Source organism: Nocardia niwae NBRC 108934 = DSM 45340 (genome assembly GCF_001613465.1).
GTDB lineage: Bacteria > Actinomycetota > Actinomycetes > Mycobacteriales > Mycobacteriaceae > Nocardia > Nocardia niwae.
The window spans coordinates 140,575-158,770 of record NZ_BDCK01000016.1 but is presented as its reverse complement, the minus strand read 5'-3'; the positions used below and the strand labels follow the sequence as shown (position 1 = coordinate 158,770).

Genomic DNA, 18,196 nt, shown 5'->3' with positions numbered 1-18,196 from the left:
AGGGATGCTGATCGTATTCGAGGGTGTGCACAGCTCTGGCAAATCATCGCAGCTGGCACTGGCAAGGGAGCACTTGCGGAAAGCCGGAAAAGAAGCCGTCGTCACGACCTGGAATTCAGCGGCAGGGCTGGGCGCGGGCGTCAGCAGACTCAAGATCGACGACCGGCTCGATCCCTTCGCGTTGGTTTGTTTAGAGGCGGCCGACTTGCGTATCCGGCTGCGGGATGGGATCGGACAGGCGATACGTGACGGCATCGTGCTGGCCGATCGATGGTTCTACACAACCTTCGCGAGAGGAATCATGCGCGGCGTGCAGCCATCGCTGCTGGGCGAGTTGTTCCAGGGATTGCCGGAGCCGGATGCGGTCATCTGGATCCGCACTTCCGGTGAAGTGACCTGTCGGCGGCGGCTCGCGGCCGGACTGCCGCTGCGCGGACATCAATCAGGACACGATCACGAGGAGGAGGGGACGTCGCTCGAGCAGACCTTCGTGCGGTACCAGGACCGGCTCGACGCCATCTACGAATCGATTCTGCCCGAGCACACCTGCGAAGTATCCGGTGAGCGAGCTGCCGCTGCCATCGCCGCGGATGTCGCCGCTCGAGTCGATCTCTTACTGGCGGGAGAACCGGCATGTCCGTGCTGATGGATCGCCTCCGTATATCCGAGAAGTCGCTGTCCTGGTTCCTGACCGCGCGTGGCGTGTCCGTTTTCGGTGACGGAATGACATCGGCCGCTCTGGCTTTCGCGGTACTCGCTCGGGGAACCGCCGCCGACCTCGCGGCGATAATATTCGCGCGGACATTTGCGATGTTCCTCTTCGCGCTGATCGGCGGAAGCATCGGTGATCGATACTCTCGTATCCGGGTGATGGTGGCGGCGGACATCGTGTCGGCGAGTTGCGTCGCCGTGTCGGCTGTCCTGTTGATGCAGGACGATCTGAACCTGGTCGCGCTGTGCGTATTGTATTTCATCTACGGGATCGCCTTGTCATTCTTCCGGCCCTCGCTCGGCGGAATCATCCCCCTGCTGCTCGTGGAGCAGGCCAACCTCAAGGCTGCCAATGCAGCGCACAACTTCATCTATTATCTGTGCATCACCGTCGGGCCCGCGGCAGGCGGTGTGCTGGCGACCGTGCTCGCGCCGGTGGATGTACTGTTCATCGACTGCTGTACTTTTCTGGCGTCGGCGCTGTTGCTGGCCGGCGTACGTCTGCGTGACGTCGAACCCGAAGAGGGTCCCGGATCTTTATGGTCCGGCGTTGTCCACGGGATAAAGTTCGTTTTCGCGACTCGTTGGCTGCTGGCCATGATCTGTGTGGGCGCCGGTGCGCAGTTCGTATCGCAAGGTATCGTCGTCACCATCGGGCCCGCCGTTCTGGAGACCGTCTCGGGCGGCAAAATTGTCTGGGCGGCATCGATTTCGGCCGCCGGTATCGGCGCACTGATCGGGGCACCGGTCGCTGCCCGGCTGAATCTCGTCAACGCTTATCGGACCTCGTGTTTGGCGTCGCTTCTCGGCGTACCGCCGATCGTGCTGCTCGGTGTGCCCGCGTTGCCGATCGCCATCGTCGTCTCCTTCGGTGTCAGCGGATTGGCGGCATGTGTTGCGGAAACCTTCCGGGAGACGCTGATTCAGCGCGTGATTCCCATGGGCTACCTGTCGCGGGTGTCGTCGGTCGAGTGGGTGGTCGAGAGCAGCCTCCGTATGCTGGGAATCGCTAGCGCGCCGGTACTCTGGAGCATCCTCGGCACTACCGCGCTGTTCGTCTGCAGCGGGGTGCTTCTGATAGTCCTGCTCATCGGCGCTGCCCTCATCGAATACAGCGGGTTTCTCGAGGTGCCCCGTTTGCCGGCCGAGGCGTGAACGCCGTGGTTGTGATGGCGGCGCATCAGCCTGCCTATCTCCCGTCGCGGAGGTTGCTGGAGAAGATCTCCGCGGCCGACGTGTTCGTCATCCAGGATGACCTTCAGTTCACCCGCAGGGATTTCCAGCATCGCAACCGGATCGCAGGTGGCCGATGGCTCACGATACCGGTGCACAGCAGCGAGAAGACTCGGATCTGTGATGTCCACCCGGCCGATCCCCGTTGGCTGGAGAAACATGACCGGATCATATCCGCATACTATCGGGCGAGCCCGAACCTAGCGGCTTGGCACTCGATCAGGGATGCGATCGGGGCGCAGGGTGAAATTGCTCCGCTCTCCGATATAGGAAACGCATGCCTGACCGCAATGATGACACTGCTCGGCATCCGTACCCCCATGATACGGCAAAGTGAGTTGGGCCTGACCGATATCGAGCAGCGCAGCCCCTCCGCGCGCCTGGTGGCGTTGTGTCAACGTGTCGGAGCACGGACATATCTTTCCGGTGCCGGCGGACGGAACTACCTCGAACAGCAACTGTTCGCGGATTCCGGAATCTCGGTTTTATGGCAAAGCTTTTCGTTACCGCCAGGGGCGCAAGAATTGTCTATTCTGCACGATCTGCTCTCCTTCGAGGGGCCGCTTCAGCGCTGACCGGTGTCCGCACCGGACACTAATCGACCCGCGCTGATCTGGGAAAAGGCGACAAGGTGGTTGAGCCCTTCGGATTGCGCTGCATACGATGACGCAGACCGAAACGTGAACGTGGGGGGTGAGTTCGGTAGCCGATGAATCAGCCGGGACGCCCAGCATCCGGGATGTTCCGATAGACGATATTGCGGCGACGTTCACCCGAGATCGTGCGGACGCGCGGCCATTCTTGCGAGCGCGTGCGGCGCGCGGTGAGAATGCTGGCTTGCCGACGTTGGTGAGTGCCTGGCTCGACCGCGGAATCCGGGTCAGTGAGCCCCATGCGGCGGAATTGCGCTTGCATCGCGAGCGGATCGAAAGGTATCGAGCCGTCCTCGACGACCTACGCGTGGTGGAGCCGCGCGCGGTGTGCCTCAAAGGTTTGTCTGCGGCGTTCTGGTACCCGATCGGATTGGACCGCGATATGGCGGATCTCGACCTGGTGGTTCCCGACGTATCGGCGGTATGGCGCTGTGGCCGTCGGCTCGCCGAACAGGGCTGGGCGCCAGGCGCGATCCGGGTCTGGCAGGTCGGCGGACAGATGGAATCGACTTTGGTGATGCGACGGCCGGCGGCCGACCCCGATCTCACGCCCGCGGACGAGGTCGATCTCTCCACGATCGCCTACGAGGGCGATCGTGTGACGATGCCACCGCGGCGTCGTGCGTGGCCTGTTGATCCTGCGCTGACATTGGCTGATTGCGTGATGTGTCTGCTCGAAGAGGTGCGCGATCGCCGGATCCGGATGCGTGACATGTTCGATCTGGCGGTGTTCCTGGAGCGAATGCAACCCGCGGATACCCGAAAAGTTGTCGAGCTCGTCGTCGAGTATCGAGCACTGGCGCCGCTGGCTTCGATGATCGAGGCTGCCCGCATCCATCTGCCGTCGGCCGTCGCCTGGTTGTGCGAGGTCCGTACCCAGGCACGTCGGCGGACACGCAAACCGCACCTGCCGTGGTGGGCCAGTCGCGCTCCGATGGCCTCAGTGCTCGCTGTGGCAGCGGAGACGCACCGTCGCCGCTCCGGCACCGCCGCTGCGCTGGCTGAACGCGTGCTGCTCGGCGCTCAGCGCAGCTTCGGTGTGGACCGCCTGATCGGAATGGGGGTCGCTCTTGTCGGTATGCCGCTCGGCGAGCCGGGAAGCGGTGTATCGCGACCGTATCGCGATGGTCGTTCCCTGCTGGACGGAGCGGAGTTGGTATCCGACGGGGGGCGTGCCCATCTCTCGACACCCGTCGGGCGCTTCGTCCTAGCGCTCAGTAGTGCGGTGCGCGAGGAATGGCTTGTGGAGTTTCCGCTGCGGGCGGATCAGGCCTAGGAAAGGTGATGGGAGGGAGGAGGTGATATGCGATGGGCGCAGCTGGTCCGATTTTTACGATCCGTAGGAAGAAGTCGAAGAAGGCGAAGAAATCCGTGAAGTCTCAGTAGCGGATCGGGTGGGGCGAGCCATTCGCCTGACCGGGCCCGCCCCACCTCGTGCACAGGTAAGAGGAGATACGCATGGGCGCCGAGGACGTGCATATGGTGACGTCGCCGCACGAAGTGCTGGACGCGCTGAGCATCCCGTATGCGCGGTGGTGCATCGAGGACTGGGTAAGCGAGGGACAGCTGTACAAGTCCGGCGCCGCTCCCTTCCTCACCGGGATCGACTTCGATCCGGTAGCGGGTACGCAGATCCGGATCGTGCGGTTCGGGACGGCACCGACGCCAGTCGAAATGCGGGCGACACTCGATTGGGCTATAGCCACGTGTGGCGAAGACATGTTCTCGATAGACGCACCGGGGGCAGCCGACCTGCGGGACATGCGCTGTAGCCAAATATACGTCGAGCGGATGATCACGCACGACGGAGACGGCGATATCCGGCGAACGACACTCGCGGAAGCACCCGACTGGGTGCGGTCCAACCTGGAAACGTCGCTACGCAATGGCGCGGCCGCTCGTGGACTCGTCTTCGCGGAGGCGGCTTTGGCGAATTACCTCGGCGATTTGTTCGGCAATCCGAACTTCTTCGTGTCCCATTCCACCACCCGCACACTGGCTGCCGCGTGTCTGCTGGTCGAGGACGACTGGGACGGACGGCAACGGCTCGAGCTGTTCGACCTCGTCGGCACCGATACACGATACGCAGAGTCACTGCTGGCGAGTACGGCACGAATGGAAGGGTTCGATCGAATTCGCGGCACGGTCACTATGGGATCGGATACTCGTGGACCGAAGGTATGGACGGCACTGCGCGCGCGAGGGTGGAGTCGTGTCGGCTCCCAGATCACCGCGTCGCGGCAGGACCTGGGGATGTCATCGAATTGAGGGGGATATGGACGAGATAATCGAGCCGCTGCGCTCACTCGACTGGGAAGATATCGGCGCGGTCCAGCGTCAGGCGGGAGCGGCGCTCGCGCAGATCGCCGGGCGTCCGGACATCCTCGCTGCCGCGCTGCGGCAAATACCGGCGCGGCCCGAACTACTTCGCTTGTGCGAGCACCAGGAACGCTATTCCGTGGACAAGCTCATCCTGTACTCGGACGCAGAGTCGGGCATCAGGGTCAGGCTGCATGTTTTTCTTCCTGGTCACGCGGATCTGCCACACAATCATCGGTGGACGTTCGCGACCTCGATCCTCAGGGGTGGGTATCGGCATCTGGTGTACGGCGACGCGCCGAAGGGAGTCATGCCGCCGATCGTTCACGCACGGCATGAGGGACCGGGTGACGGCTACGTCCTGCACCACTCGGTAGTCCATGCGGTGGCCGCCGAGCCGAACACGGTTTCGCTGGTCATCCGCGGGCCCGCCGTCAAAGACCGTTCATTGGTCTTCGATCGACAGAAGTCCTGGTGGCATTACAGTGCCACGCAGGATTCCGCGGAAGATTCCGCGCGTAAGGAGTTGACGCCGGCGCGCTTACGTGAGCTGACCGGCCTGCTGGAGGATTGGGGTCTGTCGGCTTGACCGGTTCGGCGTCATTCGGCCGGCTTACGACGAGTGTCCGCACCGGACATGAATTAATGGCGCTCGACCTGCGGAAAAGTCCACAATCGGGTTGAGAACCGGCAGTTCCCGATCTAGATTCGAATCAGAACGCCGGAGTGATAGCCGGAGGGATAGGCAAGCCGGAGGGATAGGCAAACCGCTGCAGGGTCACGCTTCTGCAGCCAGGCGGCATCCACTTCAACCGGGGGACCTGGCATTCGATAGGGGAGATTGAATCATGGTGGAAGTGGTACACGAATACTCGTCGGCGCTGGCTGCCGAGTACTGGGGAAGGACCCGTCTTCCCGCAGCTCGGGACAATCTGGAGGCCGTTCTGGCTTTCAATAGATCGACCGAGTGGAATAACACCTATGACGAGTGGCATCGGGTAGTGCTCGCACGGGCCCTACCGGAGGATATCTCGGGCTTACGGATCTTGGATATCGGGTGCGGTGTCGGGCGGATTTCGATCGGGCTCGCGCGCCGAGGCGGCGAATTGACCTGTGTGGATGTGTCGAACGAAATGCTCGATGTTCTTCGTCGCACGGCCGCTGAACACGCCGTCCGGGTGGAAACCGTCCAGGGCGACGCACTCAGCGTTGTCGATAGGCCCGGCTATGCCGGCAGCTTCGACATCGTCGCGTGCCTCGGGTTGGTCGAACATCTTCCACCGGAGGCCCTGGATTCATTCTTGGCCGATCTGGTTCGGATGTGCGCGCCCGGCGGAACTCTCGTGCTCGAGGTCAACAGCGAAAACAGCGTATTTCTCGCCGGGGACGCGGACAACCCCTTCCGTTCGAAACAACAACAGCCCAATGGTTACCTCTGCAATGTGGTGCCGACCAAACATGTGCTCGGGAGGCTCGTCGACTGTGGGATGACTGTCTCCGAGATCTACGGCAGCCCGGCGACGACTGTGGTGCGCCATCTCATCGCGAACAAGCAGGTCGAGGTCGCCGGCAAGATGCACGCCCTCGCGATCGAAGCCGACTCGCATCCGGTCGATGACATCTCGGATCATCTGTCCGAACAGTTCGTGTACGTCATGCACAAGCCGGGTCGATAGTCGACCGATGGCAGGATTCATACCGTTCAGCAAACCGGTGGTCGGCGAAGCGGAGAAGGCGGCTGTACTGCGGGTGCTCGAATCCGGCTGGCTCACCAGCGGACCGGTCACCGAGGAGTTCACGAAGAAGTTCGCCGCCATCATCGGGGACCGGCCCGCGATCGCGGTCTCGAACGCCACCGCAGCATTGTTTCTCGCACTGCGCGCTGCCGGCGTAGGTCCGGGAGACGAGGTCATCACCAGTGACTACACCTTCGCGGCCACCGCGAATGTCATCGCCGCGTGCGGGGCCACCCCCGTGCTCGTCGACGTGACGTTGCCCTACCTGCGACTCGATGTCGAACTGGTCGAAGCCGCGGTGACGTCGCGGACCAAAGCGATAATGCCGATTCACATGGCGGGGCATCCGGACGATATGGACGCCTTACGCGAAATTGCCAGGGCCAAAGGCCTTTTCATCATCGAGGACGCGGCGCACGGGATCGGGGCGCGGTACAAGGGCATGCCGGTCGGCTCCTTCGGTGAATGGGCCGCTTTCAGTTTCTATGCGAACAAGAACATGACCACTGGCGAGGGCGGGATATTGATATCTACCGAGGAGAATCTCGGTGCCGCCAGATTGCTCGCGAACCACGGAATCCGGAAAACGTTGGCCGGTCGAATCGACGGTAGTAACCCATACTACGAGGTGGTCGCACCCGGGCTGAAGTTCAATATGCCGAGTATGTCGGCGGCTGTCGGCTTGGCTCAGCTCGATCGCCTTTCCGGAATGCAGCGGAATCGACACGAAGTCGCGAAGCGGTATGACGCTGCCCTCGGCGCATCGTCCGGCCTCAGGCTGCCGAGCACTGCTCCCGAGGTCACGCACGGCTGGCATCTGTACATGGTGGAGCTGAACCCCGCCCAGGTGCGGTGCGGGCGCGACAGATTCATCGAGGAACTGCGTGTCCGGGGCATTGGAACGTCGATTCATTTCGTGCCGATCAGCAGTCAGCCTTTCTACCGAAATGCCCGGCTGCACACCAGAGGAAAATCTGTGGCGAAGGCTGTCGCGGCGAATATTTTCAGTATTCCCATGCACGGCGGGCTGTCGCCGGAAGAGGTCGATCGCGTGTCGGATGTCATCGGAGAAGTCCTGCACGCGCATCGCATCTGACCTCCGCGTTTCCAACCGGGAAACGACTTCGACAGCGAAAGGAGGTGAATCATGCAGATCGTGCGGAAGTCTTACAAGAAGCCGGAATTGACCCGAGGGTTGAACCCTGTCCCGGTCATCTGATTCAGGCTGTGCTATGTCAGGCCTGGCCTGCGCGGGTGTATCGCGAGATGCACCCGCGCAGTTCCGAAATAGAACGACGAGAACGGATCAGTATATTGTTGACTCTCGATCCAACTGAAGTCCTTGCGCGTCTCGACTTCGCGTCGTCCGCCGTGGCAGTCTACGCGAGCGGCTCGGCGGTCGAGGGCTTCGCGCACGCGGAAAGCGATATCGATCTCTACGCCATCGTGCCGGAATATACTTCTGCGGAATCCGCAACGCAGTATCTGTGGTTGCCCGCCATGCGAGATCCGGTGAATATCCGGATCATCGAAGCGGAAGACTGTCGCTGGGATGTCGAAGAGTGGACCACAAGCCATTTCGAAACAGTGCTCGACCATATATCGCGCGCTGGTCGCAGTGGCCGATTCGGTGCGCTCTCCGACGATGAGGCGGAGTTCGCCTGCAGACTGTGCACCGGAACTGCGGTCATCGGTGCGGATGCCTTCGAGGAGCTGAGAGCGCGCATGCTGGACAGCGGCCTGCGAGAGGCTTTGAAGATCCGCGACTGGATGACGGCCAACGCTGCCCTCGAAGATGCCGCGGGACTGCTGGAATCCGGCGATCTGGAATCCGCGACCATCTCGATACGGATCGCCGCGAGCCACACCGGCAACGCCTTGGTTCTGGACAGCGGATACCTTTCGTCGCGAGCCAAAGACAAATGGATCGTGCGGCGCATGCGGCGGGCGCTCGATTCGACAGTGAACGATCGCCTTGTGCCGATCATCCTCGGGGGGCCGGCCGAAGGGGCCGATGGCCGTCGCGCAATCGCGCGAGACCTGCGCACGTGCCGTGCTCTGCTCGAGACGGTGGTCGTGCGATGGAGCTGACCTCGCGGGTACCTGTCAAGGCGCTGGGCGCGTCGTCGCGGCGCAGGCCCGACGGCCAACTGGAGATCGTGCGCCGCAGCCGAGCGTATGTGCTGAACGAAACCAGTGAGCTGATCTGGAACGCCTGCGATGGCACCAAGGACCTTAGCCAGATCGCCGCCCTGCTGAACCAGGAGTACGACGTCTCCCTCGATGACGCACTCGCGGATGTGCGGGAATTCGTCGCCAGGCTCATCGATGAACTGTTCCTCGAGGAAGCCGACGACGATGACTGAGCTGTCCGTGCTTTTGCCATGCCGGATCAACGACGAACACCAGGGCCCGAGCCGGCTTCGGCTGACTATCGAGACCTTGCTGCGCCAGGACATCGACTCGGACCGCTACGAGATCATCCTGGTCGACGATGGCAGCGACGAACCGATCTCGGACATGTTCGCGGCCTGGGGCGTGGCCGCGAGCAATCTGCGGGTGATACGTCAGGATCCGGCCGGGATGTGCTCCGCCTACAACGCGGCCGCCGCGGCGGCACGGTCCGAGCTGTTGTTCCTGGCCATTGACGACAACCTCGCCGACACGGACTTGCTGCGGCGTCATATCGAGGCGCATCGAGAGACTCGAAAGCCGACCGTGGCGGTGGGGCGGGAGCTGTACTGCTGGCAGGCGGCGGCGGTTCGTGACGTCATCACCGGCGAGGTTCATTCGGCGTTCGTTTCACGTCCCGGCGAGAGCACACTCGTCGACCTGTTGCAGCTGGACGAGTTCCGGCTGTCGGTTGCCGATGTCCGCGACCGGTTCGACGCCATCAAGATGATGTCGAAAAAGCCCGCCGTCTATCGCGATATCGAAGCGGTCATCAAATCCGGCCGTTTCCAAAGTGATTCGGCTGGCTGGCTGGCGATGCGGTACGGCAACCATTCGCTGCCCAAGTCATTGTTCCATGATGTGGGTGGCGTCAATACACTGTTCGACCCGACCGGATGGTACGCGGATCTCGAATTCGGTTACCGCTTGCGGGTGGCGGAGGTCTCGCCGCTTTTCCTGGCGCGCGCGGTCACGGTGCATCTACCGCACAGCAAGCCCTACATGATCACCGAAGAGGGCGTCCGGTGCCTCACGGAATTCTATCGGTCGACGAACGATGTTTCGGTGCTGATGGTGCCATTCTTCTTCACGGAGAAACTAACTGTCGCCGAATTCAGCAGAATTGCGGACGGTCTGCAGAAGAAGGTTGAGCAATGAGCGCAGTCGATGTTCGAGATATGAATTTCCTGGTGACCGGAGGGGCCGGGCTGGTCGGCGGAGCGATCTGCCGCACAATCGCCAGAGCGGGCGGGCGAGTGACGGCATTCGACAATCTCAGTGCGTATCCAGCGGAGAGCAGGCGGTATCTGTTCGACAGCGACGCCGATATAGCGCTCGTCCGCGGCGATGTCCGCGACAGCGATGTTGTGGAGGCTGCACTGCGAGGTCGGGATGTAGTGATACATGCGGCGGCGCTTGCTGATGTCGCCGCATGTACACGGATGCCGGGCGAATGCGAGGACGTGAATGTGCGGGGTACGGCGACGGTGTTGGCCGCCGCACGCCGCGCCGGAGTGTCCAAAGCGGTGTTTGTGTCCAGTGCGAGTGTGTACGGCAACGGGGTGGTCGGCAGCGGACCGCAGGTCTTCGCTGAATCCGATGCTCCCGATCCGATCTCCGAGTACGGCAGATCGAAACTGGCGGGAGAGGAGATCGCGCTGACGAAGGCGGCTCCTGAACACACCGCGGTAGTGCGCTACTTCAGCGTATACGGTGGGCCGCAGATTCCCAAGGAAGGCAGCCACAGTTGGGCGGTCGCGATATTCGTTATGCGTGCGATGCTGGGCCTGCCGATCGAGCTGAACGGTGGCGGTCATCAAATTCGTGATTTCACGCATCTCGGCGATATCGTGGAAGGCACGATCCGGGCAGCGGTGACCGATAGCGCGGCCGGCCGGATTCTGAACATCGGTACCGGGCAGGCCACGGCCATCAGAGACGTGGTCACCGAGTTGGCGGAGTACTTTCCGGCGATGACGGTGACATCGACGGACATGCCGGAAGGTGACCCGAAAGGCGGTGTCGCGGATACCGAAGTATGCCGGAAGGTCCTGAACTGGCGCCCCGGCATCACCTTCTCCGACGGCGTGCGGCAGTACGTGGATTGGATGAGTGCGAATCCTTCCGCGATTCCGACATGGCTGCGGCTCATCGCAGAGAAAGCACGAGTATGAAAGTCACAGTGCTGGGCGGGGGCGGCTATCTGGGCAGCGCCATCGCAGGATATCTGGCCGGCTCGGGCCATACCGTGCGGGCCGTCGACAACTTCATGTACGGACATCGTTGGAGCGAGGAGATGAGCTCGGGCGACATCGAACTGATCCATGCCGACTATCGGTCGAAGAGTTCGTTGACGGAGGTCCTGCGTGGCGTCGACGCCTGCATTCATATGGGCGGGCTGGTAGGCGAACCGGCCTGCCAGGTCGATGTCGATCTCGCCGTAGAGCTGACCTACACCAGTGTCATCGGCGCTGCCCAGGTGGTCGACGAGTTGCGGATTCCGGTTTTCGTCGCGGCGTCTACATGCAGCGTCTACGGCGCGGAGGCGGCTGTGGTCGACGAGACGTCGACGGCATGCCCGATCGGTGTGTACGCCGCCACCAAGCTCGGAATCGAGCGAGTCGTCGGTGGGATGTTGACCGGCCGGACGGCCTGTGCGTTCCCACGTTTCGGCACCGCGTTCGGGCTGTCGCATCGGCCCAGGCTGGACACCGTGGTGAATCTGATGAGCGCTAGGGCGGCCGCGGGCATCGCGCTCGAGGTGCGCGGCGGCGGGCAGTGGCGGCCATTCGTCCACGTCCTCGATATCGCCAGAAGCGTGGAGTTGCTGATGTCGTCGGGCTACGTCGGACCGATCAACGTCGGTGCAGACGACGACAACCTCACCATCGCCGACCTCGCGGCGCGGATCAGAGCGGTATCCGGTGCGACAGTGCACTTCGGCGATACCGCGGACAACGAGGATCGGCGGAGTTACCGCGTCGATTTCCGGCGGCTGGCCGAGCTCGGCTATCGGAAGACCCGGACGATCGAACAGGGTATTGCGGAAATAGCGGACGCCGTGCGGGCCGGGGCCATAGCAGACATCGAGAACGACGCCTACAGCAATATTCGCTCGCTGCGTCGTGCGATCGCTTCCGGCAAGGTGGCACGCGACCATTCGCCGTGGATGCGTGAACTCGTTGCGGCTTACCCTCTGCAGGTGATGTCCCATGGTTGACCGCGACTGTGATTTTACTTTCGCGCATTACGCCGACTGCCTCCGGCTCGCGGTAGATATGGGTTACGAGTTCAGCCGGTGCGCCGACCTGATCGGCGCGACAACGGGCGACCGGACCGTCGTGCTGCGGCACGATGTGGACGAGGCGCCCGACCGGGCGGCGAAATTCGCCGAGATCGAGAATGCGCTCGGCATACCGGCAACGTATTTCTGGCGAGTCTCGGCGAACGGCTACAACGTATTCGGTTACGAGGTGTACAGCCTGATCAAAGATCTGCAGGCGGCGGGGCACGAAATCGGCTTGCATGCGGAGCCACTCGACTACGAGTCCGCGACCGGGGTCCCGCGCGAGCAGGCGCTGGAACTCCAACTGGCGATATTCCGGTTGCTCGCGGGGACCGACAAGCCGCCCGGTATCGCGAGTCATCGCGATCAGACGCGGGACAACAATCTGGATTTCTTGTCAGCCGTCGACCCTGCCGCCCACGGCTTCGCCTACGAAGCTTACGGACGCGAGCCACTCGATCTCTTCCATACGGCGCAATACATCACCGACAGCCTCGGCCGGTGGCGGCGGTTCGACCGCGGCGTATTGACGGACGATGAGCGCTGCCTGTGTGCGCAATTGGCGGATCGACGACCCCTCGTCTACGTCCTGACGCATCCGCATAATTGGTATGGAAGGCATTTCCATCGTGTCCGATACTGACTGGGATATCGCGCTGTTCCGGCCGGACGTGACCGATGTCGATGTCTCCGCTGTGGCGCGTGCTATCGGGTCGGGATGGATAGCCGCCGGTGCGGAGGTCGCTGCATTCGAGTCGAGAACGAGCGCAGTGCTCGGTCGGCGCACCTTCGCCACGTGTTCCGGCAGCATTGCGCTGTGGATCGCGCTGCGGCAGGTCTTGCGCGGAGACCGACGTGAGGTCGTCACAACTCCGATTGTTTGCGAGGGAGTTGTCGACGTCATCCGCTTCGTCGGCGGAACTCCGGTATTTGCCGACTTGACAACCGACACGCTGGCACTGGCGCCGGGTGCGGTGGCGGAATGCCTCACCGAACGTACCGGGGCGGTGGTGTTCGTGCACTACGGCGGACTTGTCGGTGATATCGAGCCGATTCGTTCGCTGTGCGACCATGCGAGCATTCCGTTGATCGAGGATTGCGCGTCTGTATTCGGTGGCGCGACGCGCGGGGGGCCGGTTGGACGCGACGGTGACTTCGGCATCTTCAGCTTGAATGCCACCAAAAGCATGACGACCGGCGAAGGCGGATTGCTGGCATGGACCCAGCACGGCACAAGCGAGAACTATCCGGTCGAGGGCTATCCGAAGCTGGGGATGAGCGATATCACCGCAGCGATGGCAAATGCGCAACTCGATCGCTTGCCCGCGATTGTCGATGTGCGCCGGCGACTCGCCGCCGGTTATGCCGAGCGACTGGTCGAAGTTCCGGATGTCGAATTGCTGGCGAGTGCGCCGGGATGCGAGGGTACCTGGACGTCCGCTCTGCTCCGTTTCGATTCGGCCCATCGACGCGGACTCGCCGAACGAGCGCTCAACGGTAATGGGATATCGGCCAGGGGGGTGGATGCGATCCCGGGTGTCGGGTTACCGCCTGTCGCCGATGCGGCGCGGAACACCGTGCTGCGTGTTCCTTTGCACGCACGAATGTCACGACAGGATATGGATCGGGTAGTGCAGTGTTTATCCGATGCCGTGGGGAGATGAGGTACGGGTGATTGCCACCTACTATCTGCTGCGAGACGAGACTCCGGAAAAACTTGCGAGCGATGACATCAGACAACGGGACCAGATCCTGGAGCGCCTGCGATCGGTGCCGGACGACGCGCTCACTCGACTACAATATTTCCAGCCGCAAATAGGCTGCTTCAACAGATGTGCATTTTGTAGCCAGCACGCCGCGAATGTGGTGTGGGAGTTCCCGAACAGCTCGCTTCGGGCATTGATCTGGGCGCTGCGCACGATTGCGGCGGAACGGGGGCTTGCCATCGCGAGTGAGCGAACGCACAAGAAGAAGGTGCTCTTCCCCTATATCGACAACGATATCGGCTCCTATTCTGAACTACTCGATTACGTGCGGCTGTGCTCGGCTGAACTCGGCTGTGGCGTCCGCATTACCACGGTAGGATTCTCGCGGTCGAACGTTCGGCTGCAGGAGATGCACAGCGCGCTCGCCACCCTCCCGTACGAATCTCTCGCCGGCGTCCGGTTTTCGTTCACCCCGTGGACCTGGTCGTATACGGCGGCCGCCGAATCACGCCGACCGGGGGCGCGGCGGGAGTACCTGCTCGATTTCGCGAATGCGCTGCGTACATACTCGCCACGGTTCACCGCGGTAGCGCCGGTGCGCGAGCGAACATGCGTCGAACTGCGTTTCGCGCCGCTGGTGGACAATGCCGAGGTCGTCGAGGACTTCGTGGACGGGCGGCACCGGATTCGCTGTGGTCCGCATCTGCTCGTGTCCGCAGATCCGGTCTCCGAGGTCCCGTCGACGGCACGGATAACGGGGTTGGACGACCGGTGTGCGCCGGACGGCACGCCCACAGCGGCGAGCCCCATCTTCGATCTGCCGCCCACCGACTATTGTCATGCGGTCCTACCGCCGATGACTGATATGTCGAACGACGAGGTCCTGCGGACCGGTGTGCGACGGCGGCTGTTTCGCCTGGAGAACATCGACGGGCCGTACTACGCGGTAAACCCGGGTTTCGACGAGAACGGGTTCTACGGGCTGAACCTCTACCCCGCTTCGTCCACCCGGAAATCGGGTTATAACGATATGCAGCGGGTGTTCCTGGCTGCTCTCCTCACAGTGAAGAAGGCGGCGGGTATCGCTCGTCGGGCCGAATGGGCCGCGGCGACTGCGGCAGACGTGGACGCGGTGATCCTCGAGATCCGCGCCCAGGCTGATGCGTGGTCGGTCCGCGACCCGAGAAAGTCCGAGCACATCCGCACCAGCGTCCTTCCGCTGGTCGAGGATTACTGGTGGGCCCTGCGTGCGGCGGGCCTGCCGCCGTCCTACTTCTTCTCCAGGGACTTCACCGTCGACACCGGTCAGATCGTGAACCAAGGCCGCGCCAACAACCTCTTTCGCGGCTTGGTCTCGATACCGGATGAGCCGGTGACGCCTTGGGAGGAGCGAGGCAACCTGGTCTCGAACTCCAAAGGGGATATCTGGCGGATCTGTCCTATCCCGAGTGCCTCCGATCCGACCGTCACCGCCGGAGCGGTAGCGCCGGGCCGGCTCATCGGCAAGAACTTGGCTGCCGGCGCAGCGGGGATCGCCGTTGAATGCTTGATCCCGGAGCGCATCTCGAACGTTGCGAAAACGGGGACTCGCTTGGCCCGCTACACCGTCGAAGGGGTCCCCGTCGATCGGGTCCCGTTGCGGGTGGCGGAGGATCGCGGATTGTTTCCAGGCGCGCTCGAGCGCCGGAACGCGTCCACCAAACCCGCACCGACGTGAAATCCGACCTCGAGCGACTGGCGCGAGAAGTCCGGAACTGGCACGGGCGGTGCACGAAGCTGCGCGACGGGTATGCAGTCCCTCGGCGAACGAGCTCGGTGCCCGCGTGCTCGGTTCTCGCACATGCCGCGGAGGTGCGCCGCTCGTCACTTCCAGGCGGGGAGGGGTGGGAGATCGCCGGTGAGGTCTGTGCCGGGGCTGCGGCCGAGGAGCCAGGCGGCGAGGGATGAGGCGGGGCCGGAGATGGTGTGGGTGGGGGAAGGGCCGATGGGGGCGGTGTAGTCGGTGTCGGTGGCCTGGATGGTGAAGGAGAGTGCTGACTCGGCAGTGAGGCAGGTGAGGTCGGCGGTGGCCTGGGGGAGGATGCGGGCGACGAAAGGGGCGGGCCAGTCGGCGGGGGTGTAGGCGGCGTTCAGGTCTACGTGGTGGATCTCGACCTCTTGCAGACGCATCCACAGGACTTCGGTTGCGGGGATGGGGCGGCCCTGGCGGGTGCGGACCTGCGCTTGCCACGCGTCGTCGGTGAGTGAGCGCGCGAGGCCGAGAAAACGCGTGGTGGCGGCCTCGTTGTCGGCGATCTGTTCGGCGAGTGGGCGGGGCGCGCCCGCCTCGATGTCGGCGTCGCGCAGGAAAGCGCTGGCGTATTGCGGAATTTCGACGCCGGTGTGCGCCCACAGCAGCAGGTTCACCAGGCTGTCGGCGTTGCGGGCGAGGTGTGCGAGGACATGGCCGCGGGTCCAGCCGGGAAGCAAGGAGGGCGCGGTGACGGCGCTCTCGTCGAGTCCGCGGATGGTGTCGAGCAGGCGGGTGGTCGCCTCGGCGACGGTGTCGAGCTGCACAGGGGTCTGCGAGGCGGTGGTCACGATTCCGACCCTAGCGAGGCTCGGCCCGGTCCGCCGCGATGACGGGCCGGGTTCGAGAACTTCGCCTACCCGCCGACGATCGCGTCGGCTTCGATCTCGACCAGCAGGGCCGGGGTGATCAACCCTTTGATCTCGTACATCGCCGTCGCCGGACGGATCTCGCCGAACACCTCCGCGTGCGCCTTGGCGACCTCGGGCCAGCGGGCGATATCGGTGACGAAGATGCGGGTGCGCACGACGTCGGCCAGGCTCGCGCCCGCCTCCTCCAGCGCGGAGCCGATGCGCCGCAGAGTCTCTCTGGTCTGCTCGCCGATGTCGTCGCCGCCGACGGCCGTGCCGCCGGGAGCCGAGGCCGTGGTCCCGCTGACCGCGATGACATTGCCGAGCCGGACCGCCCGCGAGTAGCCGACGAGGTCTTCGAACTCCGAACCGGAGGAGATGTTCACGCGATCACTCATGGGCGACAGCATCGCACGGCCCTCGGCGCCGCAGCTGCCGGTCCTCCACGACGACCCCGACGGCCAGGGTGATCAGCCACAGGGACATCGATCCGACCTGGATACGCTGGGCGATGCCGAGGGCGTAGTTTCCCGGCAGGTTGTCGGCCACCAGCATCCACACCGTTGCCAGCGCGCCGATCACCAGCACGACCAGGCCGAATTCGCGCAGTATCCGCCAGCGCCGAGAGCGGAACGCGGCGATGCTGAAGGCGAAGGCGGCGACGGCGATCGAGGTGACGGCCAGGGTGCTCGTCAAGGCGTGTGGCTGATGCAGTTGGGGAAACAGTTCGCTCGGGCCGCCGCATCCGCTCTCGCCGGGCGTGCAGTCACGCAGCGGCAGCAGGACGTCGGCGATGGTCGCCGCGCCGAAGCAGAACAGCGCGATCCAGCCGACGTCGGTCAGTCTGCGGCGCGGGAACAACCACACCCCCGTGACCGCCGCCGGCATGAGCATCGCCCCGACGATCAGGTCCGCGGTCGCGAAGACTTGGCGGTACGGCTTGCCCTCGGCGTCCAGCTCGCTGAGGAAGGTGTCGACCGGGTCGAGGTCGATGGGCAGCGCGAATTGCAGCAGCCACGACGAATAACACAGCCCCGCGATTGCGATCGCCGCGGCGACCAGCACCGATACCGGTCGTACGCGTCGAACGGCGTTCTCCGAGCCACCCGTCACGTCCCCATTGTGCTGATTGTTCGAGCGCGCCGGACAGCGGCAGGCCGCACACGTCATTACCATCCGGCACACAGGGTCTTGTCAGCTACGCCCGGCACGCTGGACGACAGCTGCAACTCGAGGAGGTTCCCATGCTCGGTTTCGCGACTGCCGCCGCCGGAATCGCGGTCATCACGGTGATGGTGATGTCCGGTTACCTGGCCGCACACGCTCCGCGTTCACTGGTGCGGGTCCGGCACCGCTGACAATGTCGCCTGGACGCGATCGGCCGCCCTGACGGGGTCCTCGTGCTCCCAGACGCGGACCACGCGCCATCCCGCCGCGGTCAGCGCCGCGTCGGTGGCCCGGTCGCGGGCCACGTTGCCCGCCAGTTTGGCCGCCCACCATTCGGCATTGTTCTTCGGGTCGGCGGCGTGCTGCGGGCAGCGGTGCCAGAAACAGCCGTCCACATAGACCGCGACGCGGCGGCGGGGAAAGACCAGGTCGGCGCGCCTGCGCTGGCCCCGGATCGGTGCGCGATCGACGAAGTAGCGCAGCCCGCGGCGATGCAGTTCCCGGCGCAGCGCGAGCTCCGGATCGGTTCCGGCGCGCCGTTGGCGCGCCATCCGCGCGCTGGTGGCCGCGTCG

At 63.7% G+C, this 18,196-nt stretch carries 20 protein-coding genes; 16 read left to right on the top strand and 4 right to left on the bottom strand.

What is annotated here, in order from left to right:
* The first annotated feature begins 4 nt into the window (after positions 1-4).
* The 16 genes from NNI01S_RS07970 (at position 5) to NNI01S_RS07895 (ending at position 15,533) form a co-directional block, all read left to right on the top strand.
* Positions 5-646 (top strand): dTMP kinase, encoded by a 642-nt coding sequence (locus NNI01S_RS07970; protein WP_063019066.1) that lies wholly within the window; start codon positions 5-7, stop codon positions 644-646.
* Positions 634-1,866 (top strand): MFS transporter, encoded by a 1,233-nt coding sequence (locus tag NNI01S_RS07965; protein ID WP_063019064.1) that lies wholly within the window; start codon positions 634-636, stop codon positions 1,864-1,866. Before NNI01S_RS07970 ends, NNI01S_RS07965 begins: the two co-directional genes overlap by 13 nt.
* Complete coding sequence (locus NNI01S_RS07960; protein ID WP_063019062.1) at positions 1,863-2,519, top strand: WbqC family protein; 657 nt, start codon at positions 1,863-1,865, stop codon at positions 2,517-2,519. The genes NNI01S_RS07965 and NNI01S_RS07960 overlap by 4 nt, the downstream gene beginning before the upstream one ends.
* 118 nt (positions 2,520-2,637) lie before the next feature.
* On the top strand, positions 2,638-3,873 hold the full coding sequence (locus NNI01S_RS07955; RefSeq protein ID WP_084488625.1) for a nucleotidyltransferase family protein: 1,236 nt from the start codon (positions 2,638-2,640) through the stop codon (positions 3,871-3,873).
* 182 nt (positions 3,874-4,055) lie between these two features.
* A complete protein-coding gene (locus tag NNI01S_RS07950) occupies positions 4,056-4,865 on the top strand; it encodes a hypothetical protein (protein ID WP_063019058.1) in 810 nt (269 codons plus the stop codon).
* Between the two features lie 7 nt (positions 4,866-4,872).
* Entirely contained in the window at positions 4,873-5,505 is a 633-nt protein-coding gene (locus tag NNI01S_RS07945; RefSeq protein ID WP_063019056.1) for a hypothetical protein, read from the top strand.
* 259 nt (positions 5,506-5,764) lie between these two features.
* Entirely contained in the window at positions 5,765-6,592 is an 828-nt protein-coding gene (locus NNI01S_RS07940) for a class I SAM-dependent methyltransferase (protein ID WP_063019054.1), read from the top strand.
* Between the two features lie 37 nt (positions 6,593-6,629).
* Positions 6,630-7,748, top strand: coding sequence for a DegT/DnrJ/EryC1/StrS family aminotransferase (locus tag NNI01S_RS07935; protein ID WP_169812938.1), 1,119 nt, complete (start codon positions 6,630-6,632; stop codon positions 7,746-7,748).
* 218 nt (positions 7,749-7,966) lie between these two features.
* The gene (locus NNI01S_RS35255) at positions 7,967-8,743 is read left to right on the top strand and encodes a hypothetical protein (RefSeq protein ID WP_169812937.1); all 777 of its coding nucleotides are present in this window, start codon (positions 7,967-7,969) and stop codon (positions 8,741-8,743) included.
* Positions 8,734-9,018 carry a PqqD family protein gene (locus tag NNI01S_RS35250; RefSeq protein WP_063019043.1) on the top strand — a complete coding sequence of 95 codons (285 nt, stop codon included), beginning with the start codon at positions 8,734-8,736 and terminating at the stop codon, positions 9,016-9,018. Before NNI01S_RS35255 ends, NNI01S_RS35250 begins: the two co-directional genes overlap by 10 nt.
* Complete coding sequence (locus tag NNI01S_RS07920) at positions 9,011-9,982, top strand: glycosyltransferase family 2 protein (RefSeq protein WP_063019041.1); 972 nt, start codon at positions 9,011-9,013, stop codon at positions 9,980-9,982. The genes NNI01S_RS35250 and NNI01S_RS07920 overlap by 8 nt, the downstream gene beginning before the upstream one ends.
* Entirely contained in the window at positions 9,979-10,998 is a 1,020-nt protein-coding gene (locus NNI01S_RS07915) for an NAD-dependent epimerase/dehydratase family protein (RefSeq protein ID WP_063917367.1), read from the top strand. Before NNI01S_RS07920 ends, NNI01S_RS07915 begins: the two co-directional genes overlap by 4 nt.
* Positions 10,995-12,044 carry an NAD-dependent epimerase/dehydratase family protein gene (locus tag NNI01S_RS07910; protein ID WP_063019037.1) on the top strand — a complete coding sequence of 350 codons (1,050 nt, stop codon included), beginning with the start codon at positions 10,995-10,997 and terminating at the stop codon, positions 12,042-12,044. The genes NNI01S_RS07915 and NNI01S_RS07910 overlap by 4 nt, the downstream gene beginning before the upstream one ends.
* Positions 12,037-12,753 carry a polysaccharide deacetylase family protein gene (locus NNI01S_RS07905; protein ID WP_157114646.1) on the top strand — a complete coding sequence of 239 codons (717 nt, stop codon included), beginning with the start codon at positions 12,037-12,039 and terminating at the stop codon, positions 12,751-12,753. The genes NNI01S_RS07910 and NNI01S_RS07905 overlap by 8 nt, the downstream gene beginning before the upstream one ends.
* A complete protein-coding gene (locus NNI01S_RS07900) occupies positions 12,722-13,774 on the top strand; it encodes a DegT/DnrJ/EryC1/StrS family aminotransferase (RefSeq protein WP_084488620.1) in 1,053 nt (350 codons plus the stop codon). The genes NNI01S_RS07905 and NNI01S_RS07900 overlap by 32 nt, the downstream gene beginning before the upstream one ends.
* Before the next feature lie 7 nt (positions 13,775-13,781).
* Positions 13,782-15,533 carry a hypothetical protein gene (locus NNI01S_RS07895; RefSeq protein WP_157114645.1) on the top strand — a complete coding sequence of 584 codons (1,752 nt, stop codon included), beginning with the start codon at positions 13,782-13,784 and terminating at the stop codon, positions 15,531-15,533.
* Positions 15,534-15,679: 146 nt separating this feature from the next.
* Here NNI01S_RS07895 and NNI01S_RS07890 read toward each other — a convergent pair whose 3' ends face one another.
* From NNI01S_RS07890 to NNI01S_RS07875, 4 genes are all read right to left on the bottom strand, one after another.
* Positions 15,680-16,396, bottom strand: coding sequence for a maleylpyruvate isomerase family mycothiol-dependent enzyme (locus NNI01S_RS07890; RefSeq protein WP_063019028.1), 717 nt, complete (start codon positions 16,394-16,396; stop codon positions 15,680-15,682).
* Positions 16,397-16,461: 65 nt separating this feature from the next.
* Positions 16,462-16,854: a RidA family protein gene (locus NNI01S_RS07885; protein ID WP_174554373.1), complete on the bottom strand. Its 393-nt coding sequence runs from the start codon at positions 16,852-16,854 to the stop codon at positions 16,462-16,464.
* Positions 16,847-17,569: a DUF998 domain-containing protein gene (locus NNI01S_RS07880; RefSeq protein WP_063019026.1), complete on the bottom strand. Its 723-nt coding sequence runs from the start codon at positions 17,567-17,569 to the stop codon at positions 16,847-16,849. Before NNI01S_RS07880 ends, NNI01S_RS07885 begins: the two co-directional genes overlap by 8 nt.
* A 218-nt stretch (positions 17,570-17,787) precedes the next feature.
* Positions 17,788-18,174 carry a very short patch repair endonuclease gene (locus NNI01S_RS07875; RefSeq protein WP_063019419.1) on the bottom strand — a complete coding sequence of 129 codons (387 nt, stop codon included), beginning with the start codon at positions 18,172-18,174 and terminating at the stop codon, positions 17,788-17,790.
* Between the last annotated feature and the right edge of the window lie 22 nt (positions 18,175-18,196).